This is a genomic window from Homoserinimonas sp. A520 (genome assembly GCF_054489245.1).
Window position 1 is genome coordinate 15,277 of record NZ_JBTMWX010000001.1, and the last position, 19,022, is coordinate 34,298.

Below are 19,022 nucleotides of genomic sequence, written 5' to 3' on the forward strand. Positions count from 1 at the left end.
TACTGCGGGTTGAGTAGCGCGCCAGCGCGTATCGAAACCTTGCACGCCGACGGTTTCGACCCTTCGATACGGGCGCTAAGCGCCCACTCAGGGGAACTACGGCCCTGGCGGGCCTACTCAACCCACAGAACGCGAATCGTCGATGTCGGCTCGCCGCAAGCGATAGCGTGCCAGTGACAGCAAGCTCCCGCCGATCAGCACCGCCGGCACCACGCTGAAGCTCACGACAATGCCTGCGACCGCAGCGGCGGGCTGCTCCACCAACTCGCTGCCGGTCGTCGCCACGTACCCGGTGACGGCGAGCACGACGGTTAGCGCAGTCGCACCGAGCGCCATCCCGGTGGTCTCGCCCGCCGTCCACACCCCGCCGAAAATGCCGGCCTGGCCGTCCCCGTGGCTGGCGGCATCGTGGGAGATGACGTCCGGCAGCATTGCCATCGGAAGCGACTGCATGCCGGCGTAGGCGGCCCCGGCAACAGCGACCGGCAGGTAGACCCACTCCCCCGGCGCCCAGATCAGTGCCGTCATCGACAGGGCAGCGAGAGCAAACACGGCGGATGCGAGGGCGAACCCGCGCTCTTTGCCCGCCCTGCGCGAGACGGCCTGCCACACCGGTGCGAAGAACACTGCGGGCGCGATCAGCGCGAGGAACAGGAAGGTGACAGCGCCTTGGCTGTGCAGCACGTACTTGGCAACGTATTGGGCACCGGCCAGCATCATCCCGGTCGCCAGCCCCTGAAGCACGAAGGTCAGCAGCAGTGCGCGGAAGGCGGCGCTCCGCTTCAGGATGCGTGCACCATCCGCGTACTGCGCGGCGATGGAAGCGCGAGCCACCGGGGCGCCGGCCGGAGCGCCGATCTTCGGTGCGGAAAAACTCGAGCCGAGCATCCCGGCACCGATTGCAAGCCCGGCGACGACCGCCATCAGCAGGTAGCCGAGGTTCTCGTCAGCCGTGATGTCGCGCAGGGCCGGACCTCCGGCGCCGAACAGCAGGATCGCGACCGTGAGCACGACGACGCGCCAGGTCAGCAGGCGGGTGCGCTGGTCGTACCCGACGGCGATCTCGGCGGGGAGGGCGATGTACGGCACCTGGAACAGGCTGAACGCCGTCGCGGTCAGCAGGAACGCCACCAGCACCCACAGGCCGGAGAGCAGCGGCCCGATCCCAGCAGGCACGGCGAAGGTCAGGATGAAGAAGACCGGCAGCAGCAACGAGCCGAGCACCATTCCCCGGCGACGAGTGCCGGTGGTCGCCTGAGCGTGATCGCTTCGACTCCCCAGGATCGGGTCGATCACCACATCCCAGACCTTGGCGGCAGTGACGATGAGGCCGGCGGCCAGCGCCGCGACCCCGAGGGTGTCCGTCAGGTAGAACACCAGCACCAGCCCCGGCAGTGTGGCGAAACCGCCGGTGCCGAGTGAGCCGAGCGCGTAGCGCGCGACAGTGGTCCGGGTGAGCGGCTCGGGCGCCGGCCGGGTCGGATCGAGGGTGGGGTCCGCATTGACCATTTCGTGAGCGTAGCGCACGTCGTGCAGCTGCCGGAGCCGACGCTCCCGGAGCGCCGGGGCACGCTGCACCTAGGATGAGCACCATGTCCGGTTCCCTTATCCCGCCTGCCATCGCCGATGACCTCGACCGTGACCTGACGGCGTCGAGCGGCACAACAGCATCCGTCGTCGCCCCCTTCACCGGTGAGGTGCTGCACGACCTCCCACTGAGCACAGTTCGCGATGTCGAGGATGCCGCGGCGCGCGCCCGGCTCGCCCAGCTTGCGTGGCACCATGCCGGCTTCGCTCATCGCCGGGCGGTGCTGCTGAAAGCGCACGACCTGCTGCTGGAGCGGCGCGAACTGCTGCTGGATGCGGTGCAGTCCGAGACGGGGAAGACCCGCGGGCAGGCCTTCGAGGAGGTCTTCCAGGCCGCGAACGCGACCCGTTACTACGCGGTGAAGGCGCGCGGAACCCTGCGCACTCGCCGTCGTCGCGCCGGCATCCCGTTCGTCATCCAGACCAGGGTCGGCTATCGGCCGAAGGGCCTGGTCGGCGTCATCACCCCGTGGAACTTCCCCCTCAGCCTGTCCGTCATGGATGTCATCCCCGCCCTCGCCGCGGGCAACGCCGTCGTGCAGAAGGCCGACCATCAGGGTGCGCTCACCATCCTGGCCTCCCGGCGCGCGTTCATTGAGGCCGGGGTGCCCGAGGGGGTCTGGGCGGTCGTCACGGGAGATGGTGCCGTCATCGGCACTGCGGTCAACGATGTCTCCGACTACGTCTGCTTCACCGGGTCGACGGCGACCGGTCGCTCGGTTGCCGAGCGCGCAGCATCCGCCCTGCGCGGGGCATCGCTCGAGCTGGGCGGTAAGAACCCGATGATCGTGCTGGACGACGTCGACCCTCGCAAGGCTGCCCGCAGCGCGGTGTACGCGAGCTTCGCCGCCCTCGGCCAGCTGTGCGTCTCGATGGAGCGCATCTACGTTCAGCGCACGGTGGCGGATGCCTTCATCCGCGAGTTCGTTGCCGCAACAGACGCGCTCGTGCAGGGGGGCGCGTTCGACCACTCGACAGACGTGGGCTCCCTCACACTGGCGAGCCAACTGGACAACGTGAATCGCCATATCGACGACGCCGTCGCCAAGGGCGCGACCGTACTCACCGGCGGCAAGCCGCGCCCAGACCTCGGGCCGCTGTTCTTCCAGCCGACGGTGCTCACCGGAGTGACCGACGACATGGAGTGCGCACGCGGTGAGACGTTCGGGCCACTGGTCGCCATCACGATCGTCGACACCGAAGAGGAGGCCGTCATTGCGGCGAACGATTCCGACTTCGGTTTGAACGCATCCGTCTTCAGTGCGTCCAGGAAGCGGGCACGACGCGTCGCATCAGCGCTCGCCGCCGGCAGTGTCAATATCAACGAGGGTTACCGGGCCAGCTTCTCCTCCATCGATGCGCCGATGGGCGGAATGAAGCAGTCGGGTCTCGGACGCCGCAACGGACCGGAAGGCCTGCTGCGTTTCGTCGACTCACGCACCATCGCCGAGGCCACTGGATTGGTGCAATTGCCGAGGTTCGGCAAAGAGTTTGCGACCCTAACTGGGGTAATGATCGCGCTGCTTTTCGCACTTAAGTTGTTCCGTCGCGGTTAAACTCTGCTCACCCAAGTCTTTCTGCCCGAAGGAAAGGACACCCGACATGAGCAAGCTGGTTCGCGCGGGACTGGAAGCCGTCGTCACGATAACCGCCACCTTGGCCGTCATCATCGGTGCGTTCTCCGCCCTCCTCGGCATGGACAGCCTGATGGCCCTGAGCGGCATCTACTACGCGATCTGGGCGGGAACCATCCTGCTGATCCACCTCGCCTTCGCCAGGCGCCGCCGCCACTACCGGCTGAGCCTCAGCGTCGGCGCGAGCGTCGCCGTCATGGGTGCACACCTGGTGATGTTCTTCACCGGGAACATTCCCGTGGAAATGAGCCTGGTGCCGGTCATCATGCACGACTTCGGCCTCGCGCTGGTCGCCCTCGTGGTGCTCAACGTCGTGCACCTGGTGCTCTTCCGCCGTCGTCGTCCGACGCAGGCTGCCGCCCCGGCGACACCAGCAGCACCGGACTTCTCCGAGCGCGTCGATGACATCCCGGCGCCTACGGCCGCCACGCAGCCGCCGGTCGACGCTGAGCCGACAGCCGCAGGCTCGACAGCGGTAGAAGAAGCCGAAGCCGACAGCGAGCCGGAACCGCAGCACGCCACGACGGCCTGACCGAACCGGTCAGGTCGCCTCGGAGTCGAACGGGGTCGGCGCGCCTTCGGCCAACTGCCGCTTGCGCCTGGCGTACGCCGATTCGATCACCGGTCTCACCACCGGCTCCGGCTCATCGACCAGGGCCTCGCGGATGATGCGCCTCGGGTCGTATTGCCGGGGGTCCAGCTTCTTCCAGTCGACGTCGTCGAAGTCGGGGCCGAGCTCGTCGCGCATCCGGTCTTTGGCGCCGTTCGCCATGTCGCGCAGCGACCTGGTCAGCCTCGCCAGTTGCGCGGCGTAGTGCGGAAGCCGATCCGGGCCGAGCAGGAAGACGGCAATGACTCCGATCAGGAGGATCTTGTCGATAGTCAGGCCGAACACTCGTTCATGCTAACCGGTAAGACAGGTCATCACCTCTATCGTTGAGGGGAACAAGGAGTTGCCCGTGCCTGACAAGGAATCCGCCTGGAAGTACGCCGAAGAGTTCGTCTCCGAGAGCGATGCCATCTCGGCTGCCCGCGCGCAGTCGATCGAGTTCGGGGTCGAAGCGGTCTCCCCTGCGACAGGTGCCGCAATTGCCGTGCTGGCCGCCGCATCCGCAGCCGGCAATGTGATCGAGATCGGTACCGGCGTCGGGGTCAGCGCGCTGTGGCTGTTCGCCGGAGCACCGCAGGCCACGCTGACCTCCATCGACATCGAGCCCGACTTCCAGCAGGCTGCCCGCAAGTCGTTCGGCGACGCCGGCGTGCCCGCGAATCGCGTCCGGCTGATCACCGGTCGCACGCACGATGTTCTCCCGCGCATGAACGAGCAGTCCTACGACCTCGTCCTGGTCGATGCCGACCCGTTGTCGGTCATCGAGAACGTCGAACACGGTCTTCGCCTCGCGCGGCCGGGCGGCACCGTGCTGGTGCCGCACGTGCTGTGGCGCGACCGCGTCGCCGACCCGGTGAAACGCGACGACGTGGTCACCGGCTTCCGCACGCTGCTGAACGAGGTGGCGGCATCGGATGCCGTGCTCAGCTCGCTCTCACCGGTCGGCGACGGCCTGCTTCAGCTGGTGAAGCGCTAGCCACCGATGGCGCGCAGTTTCGATATGGTCGCTTCGCGACCTACTCAACCCACAGAAGTTGCGGGTTGAGTAGCTCGCATCCGCGGCTAACGCTCGTTCAGCTCGATGTTGCCGGCCGTGGTTTCGAAGCGGTAGACGCGGTCGGAGTTCTGGTCGCTCGACACGTTCTGCCGCACCTCGCCGGCCGTGGTGTCCGTCTCGATGCGGTAGCTGCCGCTCGGCAGCGCCACCCGAACGTCACCGGCAGTGGAGGTCACCTCAATGCTGTCGGGCAGCGAACGGAACTCGAAGGTGCCGTCGCCCGCGGTGCTCTCACTGCGGAACGACCCGTTCACCGCGACATCGTCCAGCCGTACGTCGCCGGCCGTCGTGGAGATCTGCAGGTCGTCGGTTGCCCCGGACATCCGCAGGTTGCCCGCCGTCGAATCCACCGTCACATCGCCGTAGTCGCCGGACAGGTTCAGGTCGCCGGCGGTGGTCTCGATGGCCAGTTGGATGCCGTCGCGTTCCATCGCGGCCGGGAGGGAGATGTTCACCTTCGCGTCGTCGTTCCAGCCCCAGCCGTCGAAGCCCCAGCCCCACCAGCCCCAGCCGGGGTGGCCGACGCGAACGTTCAATACGCCGTCGGAGACCTCGTAGTCGAGCCTCAGGTTCGTCCCGCCCTGGTCGAAGCGGATCTGCGGCTCGTCGACGTCGGTGTACTGCACCTTGACGTCGGCCGCGCTGGTACGGAGCTCGACCGTGTCAAAGGCGTCCTCGACCGCGAAGGTGCCGGAGGTGTCATCGCGGTTCAGTGAGAACGCCACCCGAGCAACCGTGCCGACGAGGATGATCGCCAGCACGATGGATCCGACCACCAGCAGCACGGTGCGGAGGGTGTTCGGCTGCCGGGGAGCGGGTGCCGGGGAGGGCGCGGTCTGGTCTTGCGTAGTCATGTTCTGTCCTTGGTCTGTGAGTTGGGGATTCGGGTAGGTCAGGTGCGGTCGGGCTGGCTGTTCAGGTAGCGCAGCACCGCCAGCACGCGGCGGTTGCCGCTGTCTTCGATCGGGAGGCCGAGTTTGGCGAAGATGGCCGAGATGTGCTTCTCGACCGAGCCCTCGGCGATGAACAGTTCTTTGGCGATGGCACTGTTGGAGCGTCCCTCAGCCATCAGCTGCAGCACGCCTCGCTCCCGGGTGGTCAGCGCGCCCAGGTCATCGCCCCGCCGGGAGCGGATGACGATCTGGGCTACCACCTCTGGATCGAGAACGGTTCCACCTGCGCCCACCTCAGCGACCGCTGCCAAAAACTCGTCGACGTCGGCCACCCGATCCTTCAGCAGGTAGCCGAGCCCGCTCGAGTTGTCGGCGATCAATTCACCGGCGTAGCGCTCCTCGACGTACTGCGAGAGCACCAGCACCGCGACGGTGGAGCTCTGGGCGCGGATGAGTACCGCCGCCCGGATGCCCTCATCGGTGTACGTGGGCGGCATCCGCACGTCGACGATCGCGAGATCTGGAGAGAACTCGGTGACCGCCTGAAGCAAGTCCTCCGCGTTCTCCACCGCGGCCACTACCTGGTGGCCGGCGTCGCTGAGCAGCCGCTCGATCCCCGCCTTCAGCAGTACGGAGTCTTCGGCAATTACGATGCGCATGGTACCTCCACGGTGATGAGGGTCGGTCCGCCGTTCGGAGACTCGATGAGCATGGTTCCGCCGGCAGCTCGCACTCGGTCGCGCATGCCGGCCAGGCCACCCTGGCCGAGACCGTCGCCAATCTGGGCACCGCCGACGCCGTTGTCGCGGATGCGGGCAATCAGCCGGCAGTCCTCGGCATCCGCGCCCTCCTGCACGACGGTGACCGTGCACTCGGATGCCGCGGAATGCTTGGCGACGTTGGTGAGCGCCTCAGCGACGGCGAAGTAGATGACCGCCTCGGCCTCGGGCGCCGCACGCCCGGGAACGGTGACTGAGATGGTGGTGGGGACCAGGCAGCGGGAGGCGACGGCCGACAGGGCGGCGTCCAGCCCGCGATCGGTGAGCACGGCCGGGTGGATGCCCCTGGCCAGTTGGCGCAGTTCGGTGATCGACGCCTTCGCCTCGGTGTGTGCCTGCTCGAGGAGTGCTTTGGCCGCTTCAGGATCGGAGTCGAACTTGCTGCGCGCCATGCCCAGGGTGAGCGCGACGGAGACAAGTTGCGGTTGCACGCCGTCATGCAGATTGCGCTCGATGCGCTGACGCTCGATACTGGCCGCGTCGACAGCGCCCTGACGGGCATCCGCGAGGGTGTCCACCTTCTCGAGCAGCACGGCGTTGGAGCTGGGGCCGAGCAACGCCACCGACATCCGCCGGTCGAGCCGGCCGGCCCAGTAGATGTAGCCGAGCAGGACGGCCAGGAAGGCCAGTCCGACGAGCCAGGCGAAGCCGCCCTCCGTGATCGTGACCAGGCGGATGCCGAGCCCCCACAGCGCGACCATCAACGACCCGAGCAGCATGCTGAGGAAGTGGTGCAGCACGGTACGCCAGGTCACCGGGTCGACGAGGTCGACGAACGCCTGGGCCACATAGCGGATGCCACCGGTCTGCCTGGTCTGCCGGCGAACCGGCGGCGCGATGGTCACCTCGTACAGTGCCATCGCCCGGTGCCGTTCCACCCAGCCGCTGGCCCTGGTCAGCGCGCTGGCCGCGAGCAGCAGGATGATGCCGATGCCAAGTGCCGGCACGGTGAAGATCCCGGTGGTGATCAGCGTGATGATGACGGTGAACCACAGCGTTGCGAGCACCGAGTCGATCAGGAGGTCGATCGTCGATGCCCACAAGAACGCAGCGTGGTTTCGGATTGGCTTATTTCTCACAGGTTCACCGTACGGGCATCCGTACCAGCCGGGTGAGCCGGTCAGCAGTCGATTCTGGCGGGGGTTAACCCCCGCATCGCTCGGGGGTTACCTGCCCGCGACGACTCCGGCGAGCGCGTCGTGAAGCTCTTTCGCCTCTGCGTCGTTCACCGACACGACCAGGCGGCCACCGCCTTCGAGCGGAACACGCACAATAATGAGCCGACCCTCCTTAACAGCCTCCATTGGTCCGTCGCCGGTCCTCGGTTTCATGGCCGCCATGAGTGGTCCCCTTTCGTGGATGTCCTTCCATTATCCCGTATGCGAGCCAATCCCATAAATCGTGATGATTTCTGGTATCCGCTTACGGCGGCGTCCAGTCGTATCCGTCGACCCACCAGCACCAGTGCAGCCACAGCACCTGGCCGGCAACCGAGGCGATCACCAGGGCGATCCGGAAGATTCGGGACCGCGGTACGGCGAGCGCTCCCAGCAGCGGGAAGATCGGCATCAGCAGCCGGAAGGTGCTGGATTGCGGGAAGAACACGGCTGCGAGGTACAGCACGTAGCTGATCACCCAGGCCCGCAGGTCGAAGCCGAGCCGGCGCACCCACGGGGTGACCATGAACAGGATGAATCCGACGGCGACGATACCCAGCACGATCGGCCCGAGAGCGCCGCCGAACCAGAATGCCGCCCCCTGCGGCCACGCGGTGAACGGGATGAGCTCCCGGTAGCCGATGTATGGTGCACGCCAGGCCAGTTCTGTGTCGGTGTACGCGGTGAGCGAGCCGGTGACCGCCCAGGCGATCAGCAGCCAGGCGAGCCCCATCAGTCCGCTGAAGAAGGCGAGGCCGACGGATGCCCAGCGCTGGCGCATCGGGAACGGGTCACGATCCCGGGTGAACCAGCGATACCCGACGTGCAGGGCGAGGGCGAGGGCGAAAGCCAGTCCGGTGGGACGGGTGAGCGCCATGATGGCGACGACAGGGAACAGCGTCCAGTACCGGCGCTTGAGCAGCAGGTAGAGCGAGGCCGTCAGCAGGAACGCGTGCATCGACTCGGCATACGCCACCTGGGTGATCGGTGTCAGCGGGGCGACGCAGAGCAGCACGACCGCGAAGAGGGAGTTGCCTTCAGGCAGTACCTGCCGCATCAGTTTGTAGAAGACGATCGCGGTCGCGAGCGAGAAGGCGAACGACACGATCACCGCCATCTCGTGCCAGGAGAATCCGGTCACGAACATCAGCCCACGGACGAACATCGGGTAGACCGGCATGAACGCCCAGGCGTTCTCGGCGATGTGCCCGTCTGCGGTGACCGGCAACTCCGACGGGTACCCGGAGACGGCGATGACGTAGTACCAGGTGCCGTCCCAGAGGGAGGCGAACGAGAAGTAGTCCGGCTGGGCATCCGTCCAGGCGTTGTTCGCCTGGTGGCTGGCGAACCACAGCAGCAGGCCGGTGGTGACGATGCGGGACGCCACCCAGATGGCGATCACCCGCACCCACCAGGGGGTGAGCCGGTACCAGACGGTGAGGGAGACCGGCCGTCTCAGCAGCCCGTCGCTCACCATGCGACCAGCCTAAGGGACCCGCTGCCGCACCTCAGGTCCCGCGAAAGTGCCCGTTCCGGAGAGAAGTGCCTGTTCCGCCGGGCACTTCTCTCCGGAACGGGCACTATTGCAACTCGGTCAGGCGGTCAGCCAGGCACGCAGGCCGCGCTCGCAATCGGTGATCTGGGTCAGCTCGACGCGTTCGTCATCGGCGTGTGCCTTCAGGGGGTCGCCCGGGCCGTAGTTGACCGCCGGGACGCCCAGCGCAGAGAAGCGGGCGACATCCGTCCACCCGTACTTCGGCTTGGCCTCCCCGCCGACCGCTTCCAGGAATCCTGCCGCCAGCGGGGCTGTGAGGCCCGGCCTCGCGCCCTCCGCCTTGTCGACGACCGTGACGTCGTAGCCGTCGAAAACCTCCCGCAGGTAGCGCTCGGCGTCATCCGCCGTCTTGTTCGGGGCGAAACGGTAATTGATATGCACCATGCACTCGTCCGGGATGATGTTGCCGGCGATGCCCCCGGAGATGCCGACCGCATTGAGCCCCTCGCGGTAGACGAGGCCGTCGACCTCCACCTCCAGCGGCTGGTAGTCGGCCAGGAGCCCGAGGATCGGCGCCGCATCGTGGATGGCGTTGTGCCCGACCCACGCCCTGGCCGAATGCGCCCGCAGGCCGAAGGTGCGCACCTCGACGCGCAGGTTGCCGTTGCATCCGCCCTCGATCTCCGACCGCGTGGGCTCCCCCAGAATGGCGAAGTCGCCCAGCATCAGGTCGGGCCGGTTCAGGGCGACGCGGCCGAGGCCGTTCTCCCACTCGGCGACCTCCTCGTGGTCGTACCAGATCCAGGTCACGTCGACGGATGGCGCCGTCAGCTCGGCGGCGAGCTTCAGCTGCACTGCGACGCCGGCTTTCATGTCCACGGTTCCGCGGCCCCAGAGGTAGTCGATGCCGTCGATGGTCTCGAAGCGCGTCGGCAGGTTGTTGTTGAGCGGAACGGTGTCGATGTGGCCGGCGATCACCACCCGCTGCGCCCGGCCCAGGTTGGTGCGGGCGATCACCGCATCATCGTCGCGGATGACCTCCAGGTGCGCGCATCCGGCAAGGCTGGCCTCAATCGCATCCGCTATCCCGGTCTCGTTGCCGGACACCGACTCGATGTCGCACAGCTGACGGGTGAGGTCGATGGATGACCCGGCGAGGTCGAGAGGCGCGGTGGGAGACATCCCCCGAGTTTATTCGTCGGTAGCCTTGAGGCATGACTTCACCCGCCTGGGGCCAGGGACTGGCCACCACCGCCGCCGACGGTACAGTGCTCGACACCTGGTTTCCTGCTCCGCAACTGGGCGCCCGGCCGACGACCATCGACCCGTGGATCGCACCTGCCGCGCTGGACTCCCTGACGGGGGCGGATGATCGGCGAAACGTGACCGTCGAGTTCGTGACCGTCGACATCGACCTGGATACGGCGCCAGCCTCCACCCCGGATGCCTACCTGCGGCTCCACCTGCTCAGCCACCTTCTGGTGAAGCCGAACACCATCAACCTGGACGGGGTGTTCGGCCAGCTGGCGAACGTGGCCTGGACGAACGCCGGCCCGGTGCTGGCCGCCGACTTCGAGCGGCTGCGCCCGACCCTGCAGCGCGCCGGGATCGTCGCCCACAGCGTCGACAAGTTCCCGCGGCTGGTCGACTACGTCGTCCCGGCCGGTGTGCGGATCGGCGACGCCTCCCGCGTGCGACTCGGCGCGCATCTCTCTCCCGGCACGACGGTGATGCACGAGGGCTTCGTCAACTTCAACGCCGGCACGCTCGGCTCCTCCATGGTGGAGGGTCGCATCTCCCAGGGTGTCGTGGTCGGTGACGGCTCGGACATCGGAGGCGGAGCATCCATCATGGGCACGCTCAGTGGCGGAGGTACGCAGCGGGTGGCGATCGGGGCGCGCGCCCTGCTCGGCGCCAACTCCGGCGTCGGCATTTCGATCGGCGACGACTCGGTCGTCGAGGCCGGCCTGTACGTGACGGCCGGCACGAAGGTCGTCGTCATCGGCGGTGCTGATGGTCAAGAAGGGCGGGATGCCCGCACCACCGTCAAGGCGGAGGCGCTGTCCGGCGTGCCGAACCTGCTCTTCCGCCGCAACTCGCAGACGGGCGCCGTCGAGGTGCTCCCGCGTTCCGGCTCGGGTGCCGAGCTCAACGCCGCGCTGCACTAGTCTGCCGCTGCGCGGTGTTTTCAGGGGATCGCGGGGACGGATGCGGCAGCGTTCCGCTGAAAGCACAGCGCTGCAGCAGGAGGCCGAGAAGCAGGCGCGGCGCGTCTGGCCGCGGGGGCCGGGCCAGACGCGCCCTCCGCGGGGGCGGCGGAGCGTCATGCGCGGCGAACCGCGCACAACTGTGGTGCAACTATGCCAGTCCGCGCAATCCGCAGAAAGACCGAAGGCCGATTTGTGCCCACAATTGGGGTACAAGACCGACCTCATAACGGGGGACGCCCGGTTAGCGGCCGGTCGGCCACTCCCTTGCCGGTGCACCGACATAAAGCTGTTGAGGCCGGCCGAGCTTAGTCGTAGAATCCTCATTCATCTCGCGCCAATGGGCGATCCAGCCCGGAAGGCGGCCGATCGCGAACAGGACCGTGAACATCCGCGTCGGGAAGCCCATGGCCTTGTAGATCACGCCGGTGTAGAAATCGACGTTGGGGTACAGCTTCCGTTCAATGAAATAGTCGTCGGCGAGTGCGACTGTTTCGAGCTCCTGCGCGAGGTCGAGCAGGTCGTCCTTGATACCGAGCGCGGCGAGCACCTCGTGCGCGCTCTCCTTCACCAGGGTCGCGCGCGGGTCGAAGTTCTTGTAGACCCGGTGGCCGAAGCCCATCAGGCGGATACCGTCTTCCTTGTTCTTCACCCGCTCCACGAAGCGTTCGACGCCCTCGCCGGAGTCGCGGATCTTGGCCAGCATCGTCAGCACGGCCTCGTTCGCCCCGCCGTGCAGCGGACCGTAGAGGGCATTGATGCCGGCGGAAACGGATGCGAACAGGTTCGCCTCGGTCGACCCCACCAAGCGCACGGTGGACGTCGACGCATTCTGCTCGTGGTCCTCGTGCAGGATGAGCAAGCGGTCGAGCGCGGAGGCGAGGATCGGGTCGACCTCGTACGGTTCCGCCATGTTGCCGAAGTTCATCTTCAGGAAGTTCTCGGAGAAGCTCAGGCTGTTGTCCGGATACAGGAACGCGTGACCGAGGCTCTTCTTGTGTGCGTACGCGGCAATGGTCGGCAGCTTGGCGAGAAGGCGGATGGTCGAAATCTCCACCTGCTCCGGATCGTGCACGTCGAGCGAGTCCTCGTAATAGGTCGAGAGCGCAGACACCGCGCTGGACAGCACAGACATCGGGTGCGCGTCGTGCGGCAGTGCGGAGAAGAAACTACGCAGGTCTTCGTGCAGCAGGGTGTGGCGACGCACCTTCTCTTCGAATTCCGCCAACTCGGATGCTGTGGGCAACTCACCGTGGATCAGCAGCCAGGCCGACTCGAGATAGCTCGACTTCTTGGCGATGTCTTCGATGGCGTATCCGCGGTAGCGCAGAATGCCCTTCTCCCCGTCGATGAAGGTGATCGCGCTCTTCGTCGAAGCGGTGTTCACAAAGCCGTTGTCCAGTGCCGTGTAGCCGGTCTGCCTGGTCAGCGACGACAGGTCGATACTGTCCGCCCCGTCGGTTCCCCTCAGGATGGGGAAGTCGGCGGAGCCACCGGGAAACGTGAGGGTGGCCTTGTCGGCAGAGGAGTTGGCAGCGTCGTTCACCTCTACAGCCTAATTGGGGGAAAGGGTCATCGACGCAACCGCCAAAGGATGCCACCAGTTGTTGGGGCAAACCTCTAATGGTTTCGATACGCTCGCTGAGCGAGCTACTCAACCCACAGAACTAGCTACTCACCACGAAGAGCTCAGGGGGTTGCGGGAGTCAGCTGCGGTGGCAGTGCCGCGACGATGGGATGGTCCTTGTGGATGATGCCCACCTTGGCCGCCCCACCCGGGGAGCCCACGTCGTCGAAGAACTCCACGTTCGCCTTGTAATACTCCGCCCACACCTCGGGGGTGTCGTCTTCGTAGAAGATCGCCTCGACCGGGCACACCGGTTCGCACGCGCCGCAGTCGACGCATTCGTCCGGATGGATGTACAGCATCCGGTCGCCTTCGTAAATGCAGTCGACCGGACACTCGTCGACACAGGCACGGTCCTTGACATCGACGCACGGCAGCGCAATGACGTAGGTCACGAGGAGGTTCCTTCCACAACGGGTCTCTGGAGTCCCAGCTTAGCCGCCCGGCCGAACGTGGAGCCTGGGCCACACGATCACCAGCGCCGCGATGAGCGGAACGCCGAACGTCCAGAGGTAGCCCGGCACGTTCGCCGGGATCAGGACGGAACCGCCGGGGCCGGGCTGGGCGAAAACCAGCAGCACCCCGACCAGGCCGAGTGCGGCGAACGTCGATGGGGCCCGGCTGCCGAACACCAGGCGCAAACCCACCATCAATGCGGCAACCACGACCATCGCTGCAACAAGGCCGGTGGGCAGGTCCGCACCAGCCACCGTGATCGTCGCCGGATGGGTGACGGTGCCGAGCAGTCCCACGCCGAGGCCGAGCACCAGCGACACGACACAGGCCAGCACCCGCGAGCCCAGGGACTGCTGCCTGAACGGCACCACGGATGCCTCGACCCGACGGTACGACTCCTCGGCCGGTATCGTCATGCTGGGGCCGCTCGACAGCGCGTAGTGGCCGCCGTCGACCGTGATCTGGGTGTGGTGCGCCTGCAACGCCCGGGTCTTCCGGTCGAGCACGGCGGTCACGTCGACACTGAAGCCTCCTGGCCGCGCCCCAGCGGCCGGCGACTCGATCTGGAAGAACGGGACCGCCATGGCGGCGGCGGCCTCCCTGGCGGCGTCGTGCGCCCTCACGTGATCGGGATGCCCGTAGCCGCCGTTCGCGTCATAGCTCACCACTGCGCTCGGCTGCACGTCGGCGATGACGGATGCGATGTCGCCCACCACTTCGTCCAGCGGCGCCGCGCAGAGGGACTCCTCATCGGGATCCGTGACCGGTTCCGGCCCGGCCTCGCCCCAGACCATGCCCGAGTCGAGGTACCGGCGCGGTTCCAGTTCGAGAAGCCGGGCATCCGGCTCCCCCAGGTAGCGCTGGTCGGTGACGCCGAGCACCCGCATCGCGTCGGCCAGCTCGCCGACACGGTGCTCGGCCAGGCTCGGTCCATCACCCTCGAGGTGTGCCAGGTGCGGCGGGATCACTTCGCCTCGTTCACCCCTGGTGCAGGTGAGCACCGTCACGCCGATGCCGGCATCGACCAGCGTCGCGATGGTTCCGCCGGTGGCGATGGTCTCATCATCCGGATGCGCATGCACGAACAGTACGTGCCGGGAAATGCTGCGCATCCGGCAAGACTATTCGACGGCCGGCGTCACCGTGTACGCGGCAGCCCACCCGCCGTTGCCGTCTTCCGCGACCACGACGAGCACCGCGTAGTTGCCGTTCGAGTACATGCCGCCGGTGATTCCGCCGACCGCTGCATCATCGACGTCATTGGTGAACCCGGCACCCTCCAGCTGGGTCTTGATCGTGTCCAGGGCGGATGCGTCCGGCACCTTGATGGTGACGTTCCAGATCTTCTCCGGTGCCTTTCCGACAGCGAACGCAGCGGCGACTTCACCCTCGATTAGAGGAATCTCGGACGGGAAGTCATCCGGCACAGAAGTACCTCCGACGTCGACGTTGCCCCCGGTGACCCCTTCGATTGCCGACTCGAGGGGGTTGAACGAGCATCCGCTGACCGCTGGGGCGATCAACACGGATGCCGCGATGACGGCAGCCCAGACGCGCCTGCGGCGCACCGGCGAATGGGCGTCAAGGGTGCGATTCATCACGGCTCTCCGATCGTGGATATGCAGGGGTGGTCACACTCTAGCGACGTTCCGCGCACCCGAAAAGGTTGACGGGACTTAGCGCTGCTAAGCGTTCTGCTTCTTCAGGCGCGAGGTCTTGCGGGCGCGGGCGTTCGCATCCAGCTCCACCTTGCGGATCCGGATGAACTCCGGGGTGACCTCGACGCACTCGTCTTCACGGGCGAACTCGAGGCACTCCTCCAGGGTCAGCTTGCGCGACGGCGTCATCCGCTCGAAGGTGTCGGAAGTCGACTGGCGCATGTTGGTCAGCTGCTTCTCCTTCGTGATGTTGACGTCCATGTCGTCGGCGCGGGAGTTCTCGCCGACCACCATGCCCTCGTAGACCTCCTGGGTGGGTTCGACGAAGAACGACATGCGCTCCTGCAGCGCGACCATGGCGAACGGCGTTGCCGAGCCGGCGCGGTCGGCGACGATCGAGCCGTTGGTGCGCGTCACGATCTCGCCGGCCCACTGCTCGTAGCCGTGCGAGACGGCGTTGGCGATGCCGGAGCCGCGGGTGATGGTCATGAACTCGGTGCGGAAGCCGATCAGGCCACGCGACGGAACGATGAACTCCATGCGTACCCAGCCGGTGCCGTGGTTGGCCATGCCCTCCATGCGGCCCTTGCGAGCAGCGAGAAGCTGGGTGATCGCGCCGAGGTACTCCTCCGGAGCATCGATCGTCAGGTGCTCGTACGGCTCGTGGACCTTGCCGTTGACCTGCTTGACGACAACCTGCGGCTTGCCGACGGTCAGCTCGAAGCCTTCGCGGCGCATCTGCTCGACCAGGATGGCCAGTGCCAATTCGCCGCGGCCCTGCACCTCCCAGGCGTCCGGGCGGCCCACGTCGACCAGTTTGAGCGAGACGTTGCCGACCAGCTCGCGGTCGAGGCGATCCTTGACCATTCTCGCGGTCAGCTTGTGGCCCTTGACCTTGCCGATCAGCGGCGAGGTGTTGGTTCCGATGGTCATCGAGATAGCCGGGTCGTCGACCTTGATGGTCGGGAGCGGGCGCACGTCGTTGGGGTCGGCGAGGGTCTCGCCGATGGTGATGTCCTCGAAACCGGCAACGGCGACGATGTCACCGGGGCCGGCGCTGTCGGTCGGGTAGCGGTCGAGTGCCTTGGTGATCAGCAGCTCGGTCACGCGAACGTTGCTCACGCTTCCGTCGTACTTGACCCAGGCGACGGTCTGGCCCTTCTTGATCGTGCCGTTGAAGACACGGAGGAGGGCGAGGCGGCCGAGGAACGGCGAGGCGTCGAGGTTGGTGACGTGTGCCTGAAGCGGATGCTCGTCATCGAAGGTGGGCGCCGGAATGTGCTTGAGGATGGCGTCGAAGAGCGGCTCGAGGTCGTCATTGTCGGGGAGGGAGCCGTTCTCGGGCTTGTTCCAGCTGGCGGCACCGTTGCGGCCGGAGGCGTACACCACCGGAACGTCGAGAATCAGGTCGAGGTCGAGGTCGGGCACGTCGTCGGCCATGTCGCTGGCGAGGCCGAGGAGCAGGTCCTGGCTTTCCGAGACGACCTCGTCGATGCGGGCATCCGGCCGGTCCGTCTTGTTGACCAGGAGGATCACCGGGAGCTTCGCCTCGAGTGCCTTGCGCAGAACGAACCGGGTCTGCGGCAGCGGGCCCTCACTGGCGTCGACCAGGAGCACGACGCCGTCGACCATGCTCAGCCCACGCTCGACCTCGCCGCCGAAGTCGGCGTGGCCCGGGGTGTCGATCACGTTGATGGTGATCGGAGAATCGCCGGCGTGGATGCCGTTGTACGAGACCGCCGTGTTCTTGGCGAGAATCGTGATGCCCTTCTCGCGCTCGAGGTCGTTGGAGTCCATCGCGCGCTCTTCGAGGTGTTCGTGGGCGCTGAAAGAGTTCGTCTGGCGGAGCATGGCGTCGACCAGTGTGGTCTTGCCATGGTCAACGTGGGCGACGATAGCCACATTTCGCAGGTCGTTACGGGTGGCAATTGCCATAGGGATAGTGTCCTTGCACAGAAATGGGGAGTGTGAGAAAGGTCACGTCAATGGTGCCCTTACACGTCAAGTGTACTCTTCGCGGAAACCGGGCCCGTTCAGCCGGCTCCCATGCGATCAGTCGGCCAGGACCGGCTCCCACCGCCACGGGTTCCACAGTGCTGTTCCGGCGAACGGCGAGCGAATGACGCCGGCCACCTGGCCGCTCGTCACGGTCAGCGTCGGGAACTGGTAGAGCGGGAGACCTGCGGCGTCCTCCCAGAGCTGTCGATCGAGTTCGACCAGCAGGTCCCGGCGTTCTGCAGCACTGGCCGGCGCCGTGGCATCCGCCAGCAGGGAGTCCGCGACGGGATTCGCGTAACGGGCGTTGTTGTTGAGTTCCGAGTCGCTGGCGAAACTCGCCCGGGCGGCCGAAACGGCGAGGTTCGTCTCCCGTAGTGCGTAGAGGGAGGCGTCGTAGCTGTGCGGAGTTCCCAGCAGGTTGCGCCAGTCCGGGCTGGAGCAATTGGTGACGGTGATGGCGGCCATCGCCGCCGACTCCTGGATGAGCTGGAACTCGGCCACCCTCCGCGGGTTTGCCGGGTCGAACAGCAGGCACACCGTCGGTGTCGCCAGGGCGGGCGCGATCTTTGCTGCCTCGGCCAGCATCCGCTTCGCCTCAACGATGTCGACATCGGCATAGTCGCTCGAGCCGTTCTCCTCGATCGCGTCGGTATAGCCCTTCGCGCCGGGCAGGAAGATGTGGGAGTCGCGGAGTTCGGCATCCGGGCTGATCGGGCGGATGAGCGTGTCCAGGATGCGTTCCCGCGGCACCGTGTGCAGGAACGCCTGGCGCACCAGTTGGTTTTCGACGTAGCCGTTCTTGCTCTGCGCGAATTGCACATCGAGCCTCTCCCAGGTGCCGGAGAAACCGTGCTCTACCCCTGCGCCATCCAGCTCATCGAGGGCGGTCAGCACATCCGCGGTCGTCTGCGGCGCGATCACGTCGACCTCGCCGGCCTCAAGCGCCGTGACCGCCTGCAGCGGGTCGCTGATGAAGGTGACGATCACTTCCTCGAAGTGCGGCAACTGCTCGCCCCGGTACTGCGGGTTCGCGGTGAGTGTCACCTGCTCCCCCGGCTCTACCGCGCTGATCACGTATGGTCCGCTGCCCACCAGCAGGTCTTCGTCTATCCCGTCTTCTGAGAGGTTGAAACCGGAGTTCCAGAACCGGGAGATCGCCGCCAGATCCGCGCGGTTTTCGTCCTGGATAGCGGCAAGCAACGCATCCTTCGCCTCCTGCGGTTCGTCGATCCGCAGGGCATTCCCGGCCACCACGTGAGCCGGCAGCCCCAGGTCGAACACCAGTTCCCAGTCGGCGAAGTACTCGTCGAAGGTCATGGTGATCGAGCGGCCGTCCTCGCCGACGGCCGGGGTCTGCGTGACCAGTTGCAACCCGTTGCCGGTGAACCCGTCGAAGTAGACCACGTCGCGCGGGAACTCGTCGGAGAACCTGCCGCTGTCCCGGTCGATGAACCCGGCCGGGTCGAACTCCGGGTCGTTCAGGCTGGTCGAGTTCGCGGCCCAGGCCAACAGCAGGTCGGCTGCATCGATGGGCGTGCCGTCAGACCAGCGGATGCCGTCGGCAACCGTGTAGGTGACCACCAGAGGCTCCGTGCTCACCACCTCGTAGCTGCCGAACGACGTGTCCTTGGTCAATTTCGGCACGTCGTCGTACGAGGCGAACGACGAGTTGGTCGCGGCGAAGACGCTCGCATTGGTCGCTGTCGCACTGCCGAACCCGGTATTCGGGTTGTACGACGTCATTCCCTGGTCGACGGCGACCGTCACCGACGTCCCCTCGACCACCTCGGACAGCGGGGTGCAGCCGGCCAGCGCCAGCATGGCCGCCAGTGCGGCGACCATGCCGACGCGGATGGGACGGGAG

At 66.5% G+C, this 19,022-nt stretch carries 18 protein-coding genes; 4 read left to right on the top strand and 14 right to left on the bottom strand.

Annotated features, from left to right (window positions below; genetic code table 11):
* Positions 1–117: 117 nt before the first annotated feature.
* On the bottom strand, positions 118–1,509 hold the full coding sequence (locus ACX3PH_RS00090; protein WP_459088121.1) for an MFS transporter: 1,392 nt from the start codon (positions 1,507–1,509) through the stop codon (positions 118–120).
* Between the two features lie 83 nt (positions 1,510–1,592).
* Between ACX3PH_RS00090 and ACX3PH_RS00095 the strand changes: the two genes are divergently transcribed.
* Together ACX3PH_RS00095 and ACX3PH_RS00100 are read left to right on the top strand one after the other, a co-directional pair.
* Positions 1,593–3,143 carry a succinic semialdehyde dehydrogenase gene (locus tag ACX3PH_RS00095; RefSeq protein WP_459088123.1) on the top strand — a complete coding sequence of 517 codons (1,551 nt, stop codon included), beginning with the start codon at positions 1,593–1,595 and terminating at the stop codon, positions 3,141–3,143.
* Between the two features lie 46 nt (positions 3,144–3,189).
* Entirely contained in the window at positions 3,190–3,753 is a 564-nt protein-coding gene (locus ACX3PH_RS00100) for a hypothetical protein (RefSeq protein ID WP_459088125.1), read from the top strand.
* A 9-nt stretch (positions 3,754–3,762) separates the two neighbouring features.
* Here ACX3PH_RS00100 and ACX3PH_RS00105 read toward each other — a convergent pair whose 3' ends face one another.
* Positions 3,763–4,116 (bottom strand): sec-independent translocase, encoded by a 354-nt coding sequence (locus ACX3PH_RS00105; protein ID WP_459088127.1) that lies wholly within the window; start codon positions 4,114–4,116, stop codon positions 3,763–3,765.
* Between the two features lie 64 nt (positions 4,117–4,180).
* Between ACX3PH_RS00105 and ACX3PH_RS00110 the strand changes: the two genes are divergently transcribed.
* The gene (locus ACX3PH_RS00110) at positions 4,181–4,807 is read left to right on the top strand and encodes an O-methyltransferase (protein WP_459088129.1); all 627 of its coding nucleotides are present in this window, start codon (positions 4,181–4,183) and stop codon (positions 4,805–4,807) included.
* Positions 4,808–4,893: 86 nt separating this feature from the next.
* Here ACX3PH_RS00110 and ACX3PH_RS00115 read toward each other — a convergent pair whose 3' ends face one another.
* The 6 genes from ACX3PH_RS00115 to dapE form a co-directional block, all read right to left on the bottom strand.
* The gene (locus ACX3PH_RS00115; protein WP_459088131.1) at positions 4,894–5,742 is read right to left on the bottom strand and encodes a DUF4097 family beta strand repeat-containing protein; all 849 of its coding nucleotides are present in this window, start codon (positions 5,740–5,742) and stop codon (positions 4,894–4,896) included.
* A 38-nt stretch (positions 5,743–5,780) separates the two neighbouring features.
* Entirely contained in the window at positions 5,781–6,440 is a 660-nt protein-coding gene (locus ACX3PH_RS00120) for a LuxR C-terminal-related transcriptional regulator (protein ID WP_459088133.1), read from the bottom strand.
* Complete coding sequence (locus ACX3PH_RS00125) at positions 6,428–7,639, bottom strand: sensor histidine kinase (protein ID WP_459088135.1); 1,212 nt, start codon at positions 7,637–7,639, stop codon at positions 6,428–6,430. The genes ACX3PH_RS00120 and ACX3PH_RS00125 overlap by 13 nt, the downstream gene beginning before the upstream one ends.
* A gap of 87 nt (positions 7,640–7,726) precedes the next feature.
* On the bottom strand, positions 7,727–7,900 hold the full coding sequence (locus tag ACX3PH_RS00130) for a DUF3117 domain-containing protein (RefSeq protein ID WP_459088137.1): 174 nt from the start codon (positions 7,898–7,900) through the stop codon (positions 7,727–7,729).
* Positions 7,901–7,982: 82 nt separating this feature from the next.
* Positions 7,983–9,194 carry a hypothetical protein gene (locus ACX3PH_RS00135; RefSeq protein WP_459088139.1) on the bottom strand — a complete coding sequence of 404 codons (1,212 nt, stop codon included), beginning with the start codon at positions 9,192–9,194 and terminating at the stop codon, positions 7,983–7,985.
* 117 nt (positions 9,195–9,311) lie between these two features.
* A complete protein-coding gene (gene dapE / locus ACX3PH_RS00140; RefSeq protein ID WP_459088141.1) occupies positions 9,312–10,394 on the bottom strand; it encodes a succinyl-diaminopimelate desuccinylase in 1,083 nt (360 codons plus the stop codon).
* Positions 10,395–10,426: 32 nt separating this feature from the next.
* Here dapE and dapD point away from each other — a divergent pair, with 32 nt between their 5' ends.
* Entirely contained in the window at positions 10,427–11,380 is a 954-nt protein-coding gene (gene dapD / locus ACX3PH_RS00145) for a 2,3,4,5-tetrahydropyridine-2,6-dicarboxylate N-succinyltransferase (RefSeq protein ID WP_459088143.1), read from the top strand.
* 283 nt (positions 11,381–11,663) lie between these two features.
* Here dapD and ACX3PH_RS00150 read toward each other — a convergent pair whose 3' ends face one another.
* From ACX3PH_RS00150 to ACX3PH_RS00175, 6 genes are all read right to left on the bottom strand, one after another.
* A complete protein-coding gene (locus tag ACX3PH_RS00150) occupies positions 11,664–12,965 on the bottom strand; it encodes a citrate synthase (protein WP_459088145.1) in 1,302 nt (433 codons plus the stop codon).
* Positions 12,966–13,108: 143 nt separating this feature from the next.
* Entirely contained in the window at positions 13,109–13,441 is a 333-nt protein-coding gene (fdxA, locus tag ACX3PH_RS00155) for a ferredoxin (protein ID WP_459088147.1), read from the bottom strand.
* Positions 13,442–13,480: 39 nt separating this feature from the next.
* Positions 13,481–14,614: a PIG-L family deacetylase gene (locus ACX3PH_RS00160; protein WP_459088149.1), complete on the bottom strand. Its 1,134-nt coding sequence runs from the start codon at positions 14,612–14,614 to the stop codon at positions 13,481–13,483.
* A 9-nt stretch (positions 14,615–14,623) separates the two neighbouring features.
* Entirely contained in the window at positions 14,624–15,100 is a 477-nt protein-coding gene (locus ACX3PH_RS00165; protein WP_459088151.1) for a hypothetical protein, read from the bottom strand.
* An 87-nt stretch (positions 15,101–15,187) separates the two neighbouring features.
* Positions 15,188–17,095, bottom strand: coding sequence for a translational GTPase TypA (typA, locus tag ACX3PH_RS00170; RefSeq protein ID WP_459088153.1), 1,908 nt, complete (start codon positions 17,093–17,095; stop codon positions 15,188–15,190).
* A gap of 117 nt (positions 17,096–17,212) precedes the next feature.
* On the bottom strand, positions 17,213–19,000 hold the full coding sequence (locus ACX3PH_RS00175; protein WP_459088155.1) for an ABC transporter family substrate-binding protein: 1,788 nt from the start codon (positions 18,998–19,000) through the stop codon (positions 17,213–17,215).
* Positions 19,001–19,022 lie beyond the last annotated feature (22 nt).

Bases quoted from the DNA above. Each gene is read 5' to 3' on its own strand.
- ACX3PH_RS00175 (WP_459088155.1), bottom strand. From the start codon at position 19,000: ATGGTCGCCGCACTGGCGGCCATGCTGGCGCTGGCCGGCTGCACCCCG.
- ACX3PH_RS00090 (WP_459088121.1), bottom strand. From the start codon at position 1,509: ATGGTCAATGCGGACCCCACCCTCGATCCGACCCGGCCGGCGCCCGAG.
- dapD (WP_459088143.1), top strand. From the start codon at position 10,427: ATGACTTCACCCGCCTGGGGCCAGGGACTGGCCACCACCGCCGCCGAC.
- ACX3PH_RS00165 (WP_459088151.1), bottom strand. From the start codon at position 15,100: ATGAATCGCACCCTTGACGCCCATTCGCCGGTGCGCCGCAGGCGCGTC.
- ACX3PH_RS00120 (WP_459088133.1), bottom strand. From the start codon at position 6,440: ATGCGCATCGTAATTGCCGAAGACTCCGTACTGCTGAAGGCGGGGATC.
- ACX3PH_RS00100 (WP_459088125.1), top strand. From the start codon at position 3,190: ATGAGCAAGCTGGTTCGCGCGGGACTGGAAGCCGTCGTCACGATAACC.
- ACX3PH_RS00115 (WP_459088131.1), bottom strand. From the start codon at position 5,742: ATGACTACGCAAGACCAGACCGCGCCCTCCCCGGCACCCGCTCCCCGG.
- dapE (WP_459088141.1), bottom strand. From the start codon at position 10,394: ATGTCTCCCACCGCGCCTCTCGACCTCGCCGGGTCATCCATCGACCTC.
- ACX3PH_RS00160 (WP_459088149.1), bottom strand. From the start codon at position 14,614: ATGCGCAGCATTTCCCGGCACGTACTGTTCGTGCATGCGCATCCGGAT.
- ACX3PH_RS00135 (WP_459088139.1), bottom strand. From the start codon at position 9,194: ATGGTGAGCGACGGGCTGCTGAGACGGCCGGTCTCCCTCACCGTCTGG.
- typA (WP_459088153.1), bottom strand. From the start codon at position 17,095: ATGGCAATTGCCACCCGTAACGACCTGCGAAATGTGGCTATCGTCGCC.
- ACX3PH_RS00130 (WP_459088137.1), bottom strand. From the start codon at position 7,900: ATGGCGGCCATGAAACCGAGGACCGGCGACGGACCAATGGAGGCTGTT.
- ACX3PH_RS00095 (WP_459088123.1), top strand. From the start codon at position 1,593: ATGTCCGGTTCCCTTATCCCGCCTGCCATCGCCGATGACCTCGACCGT.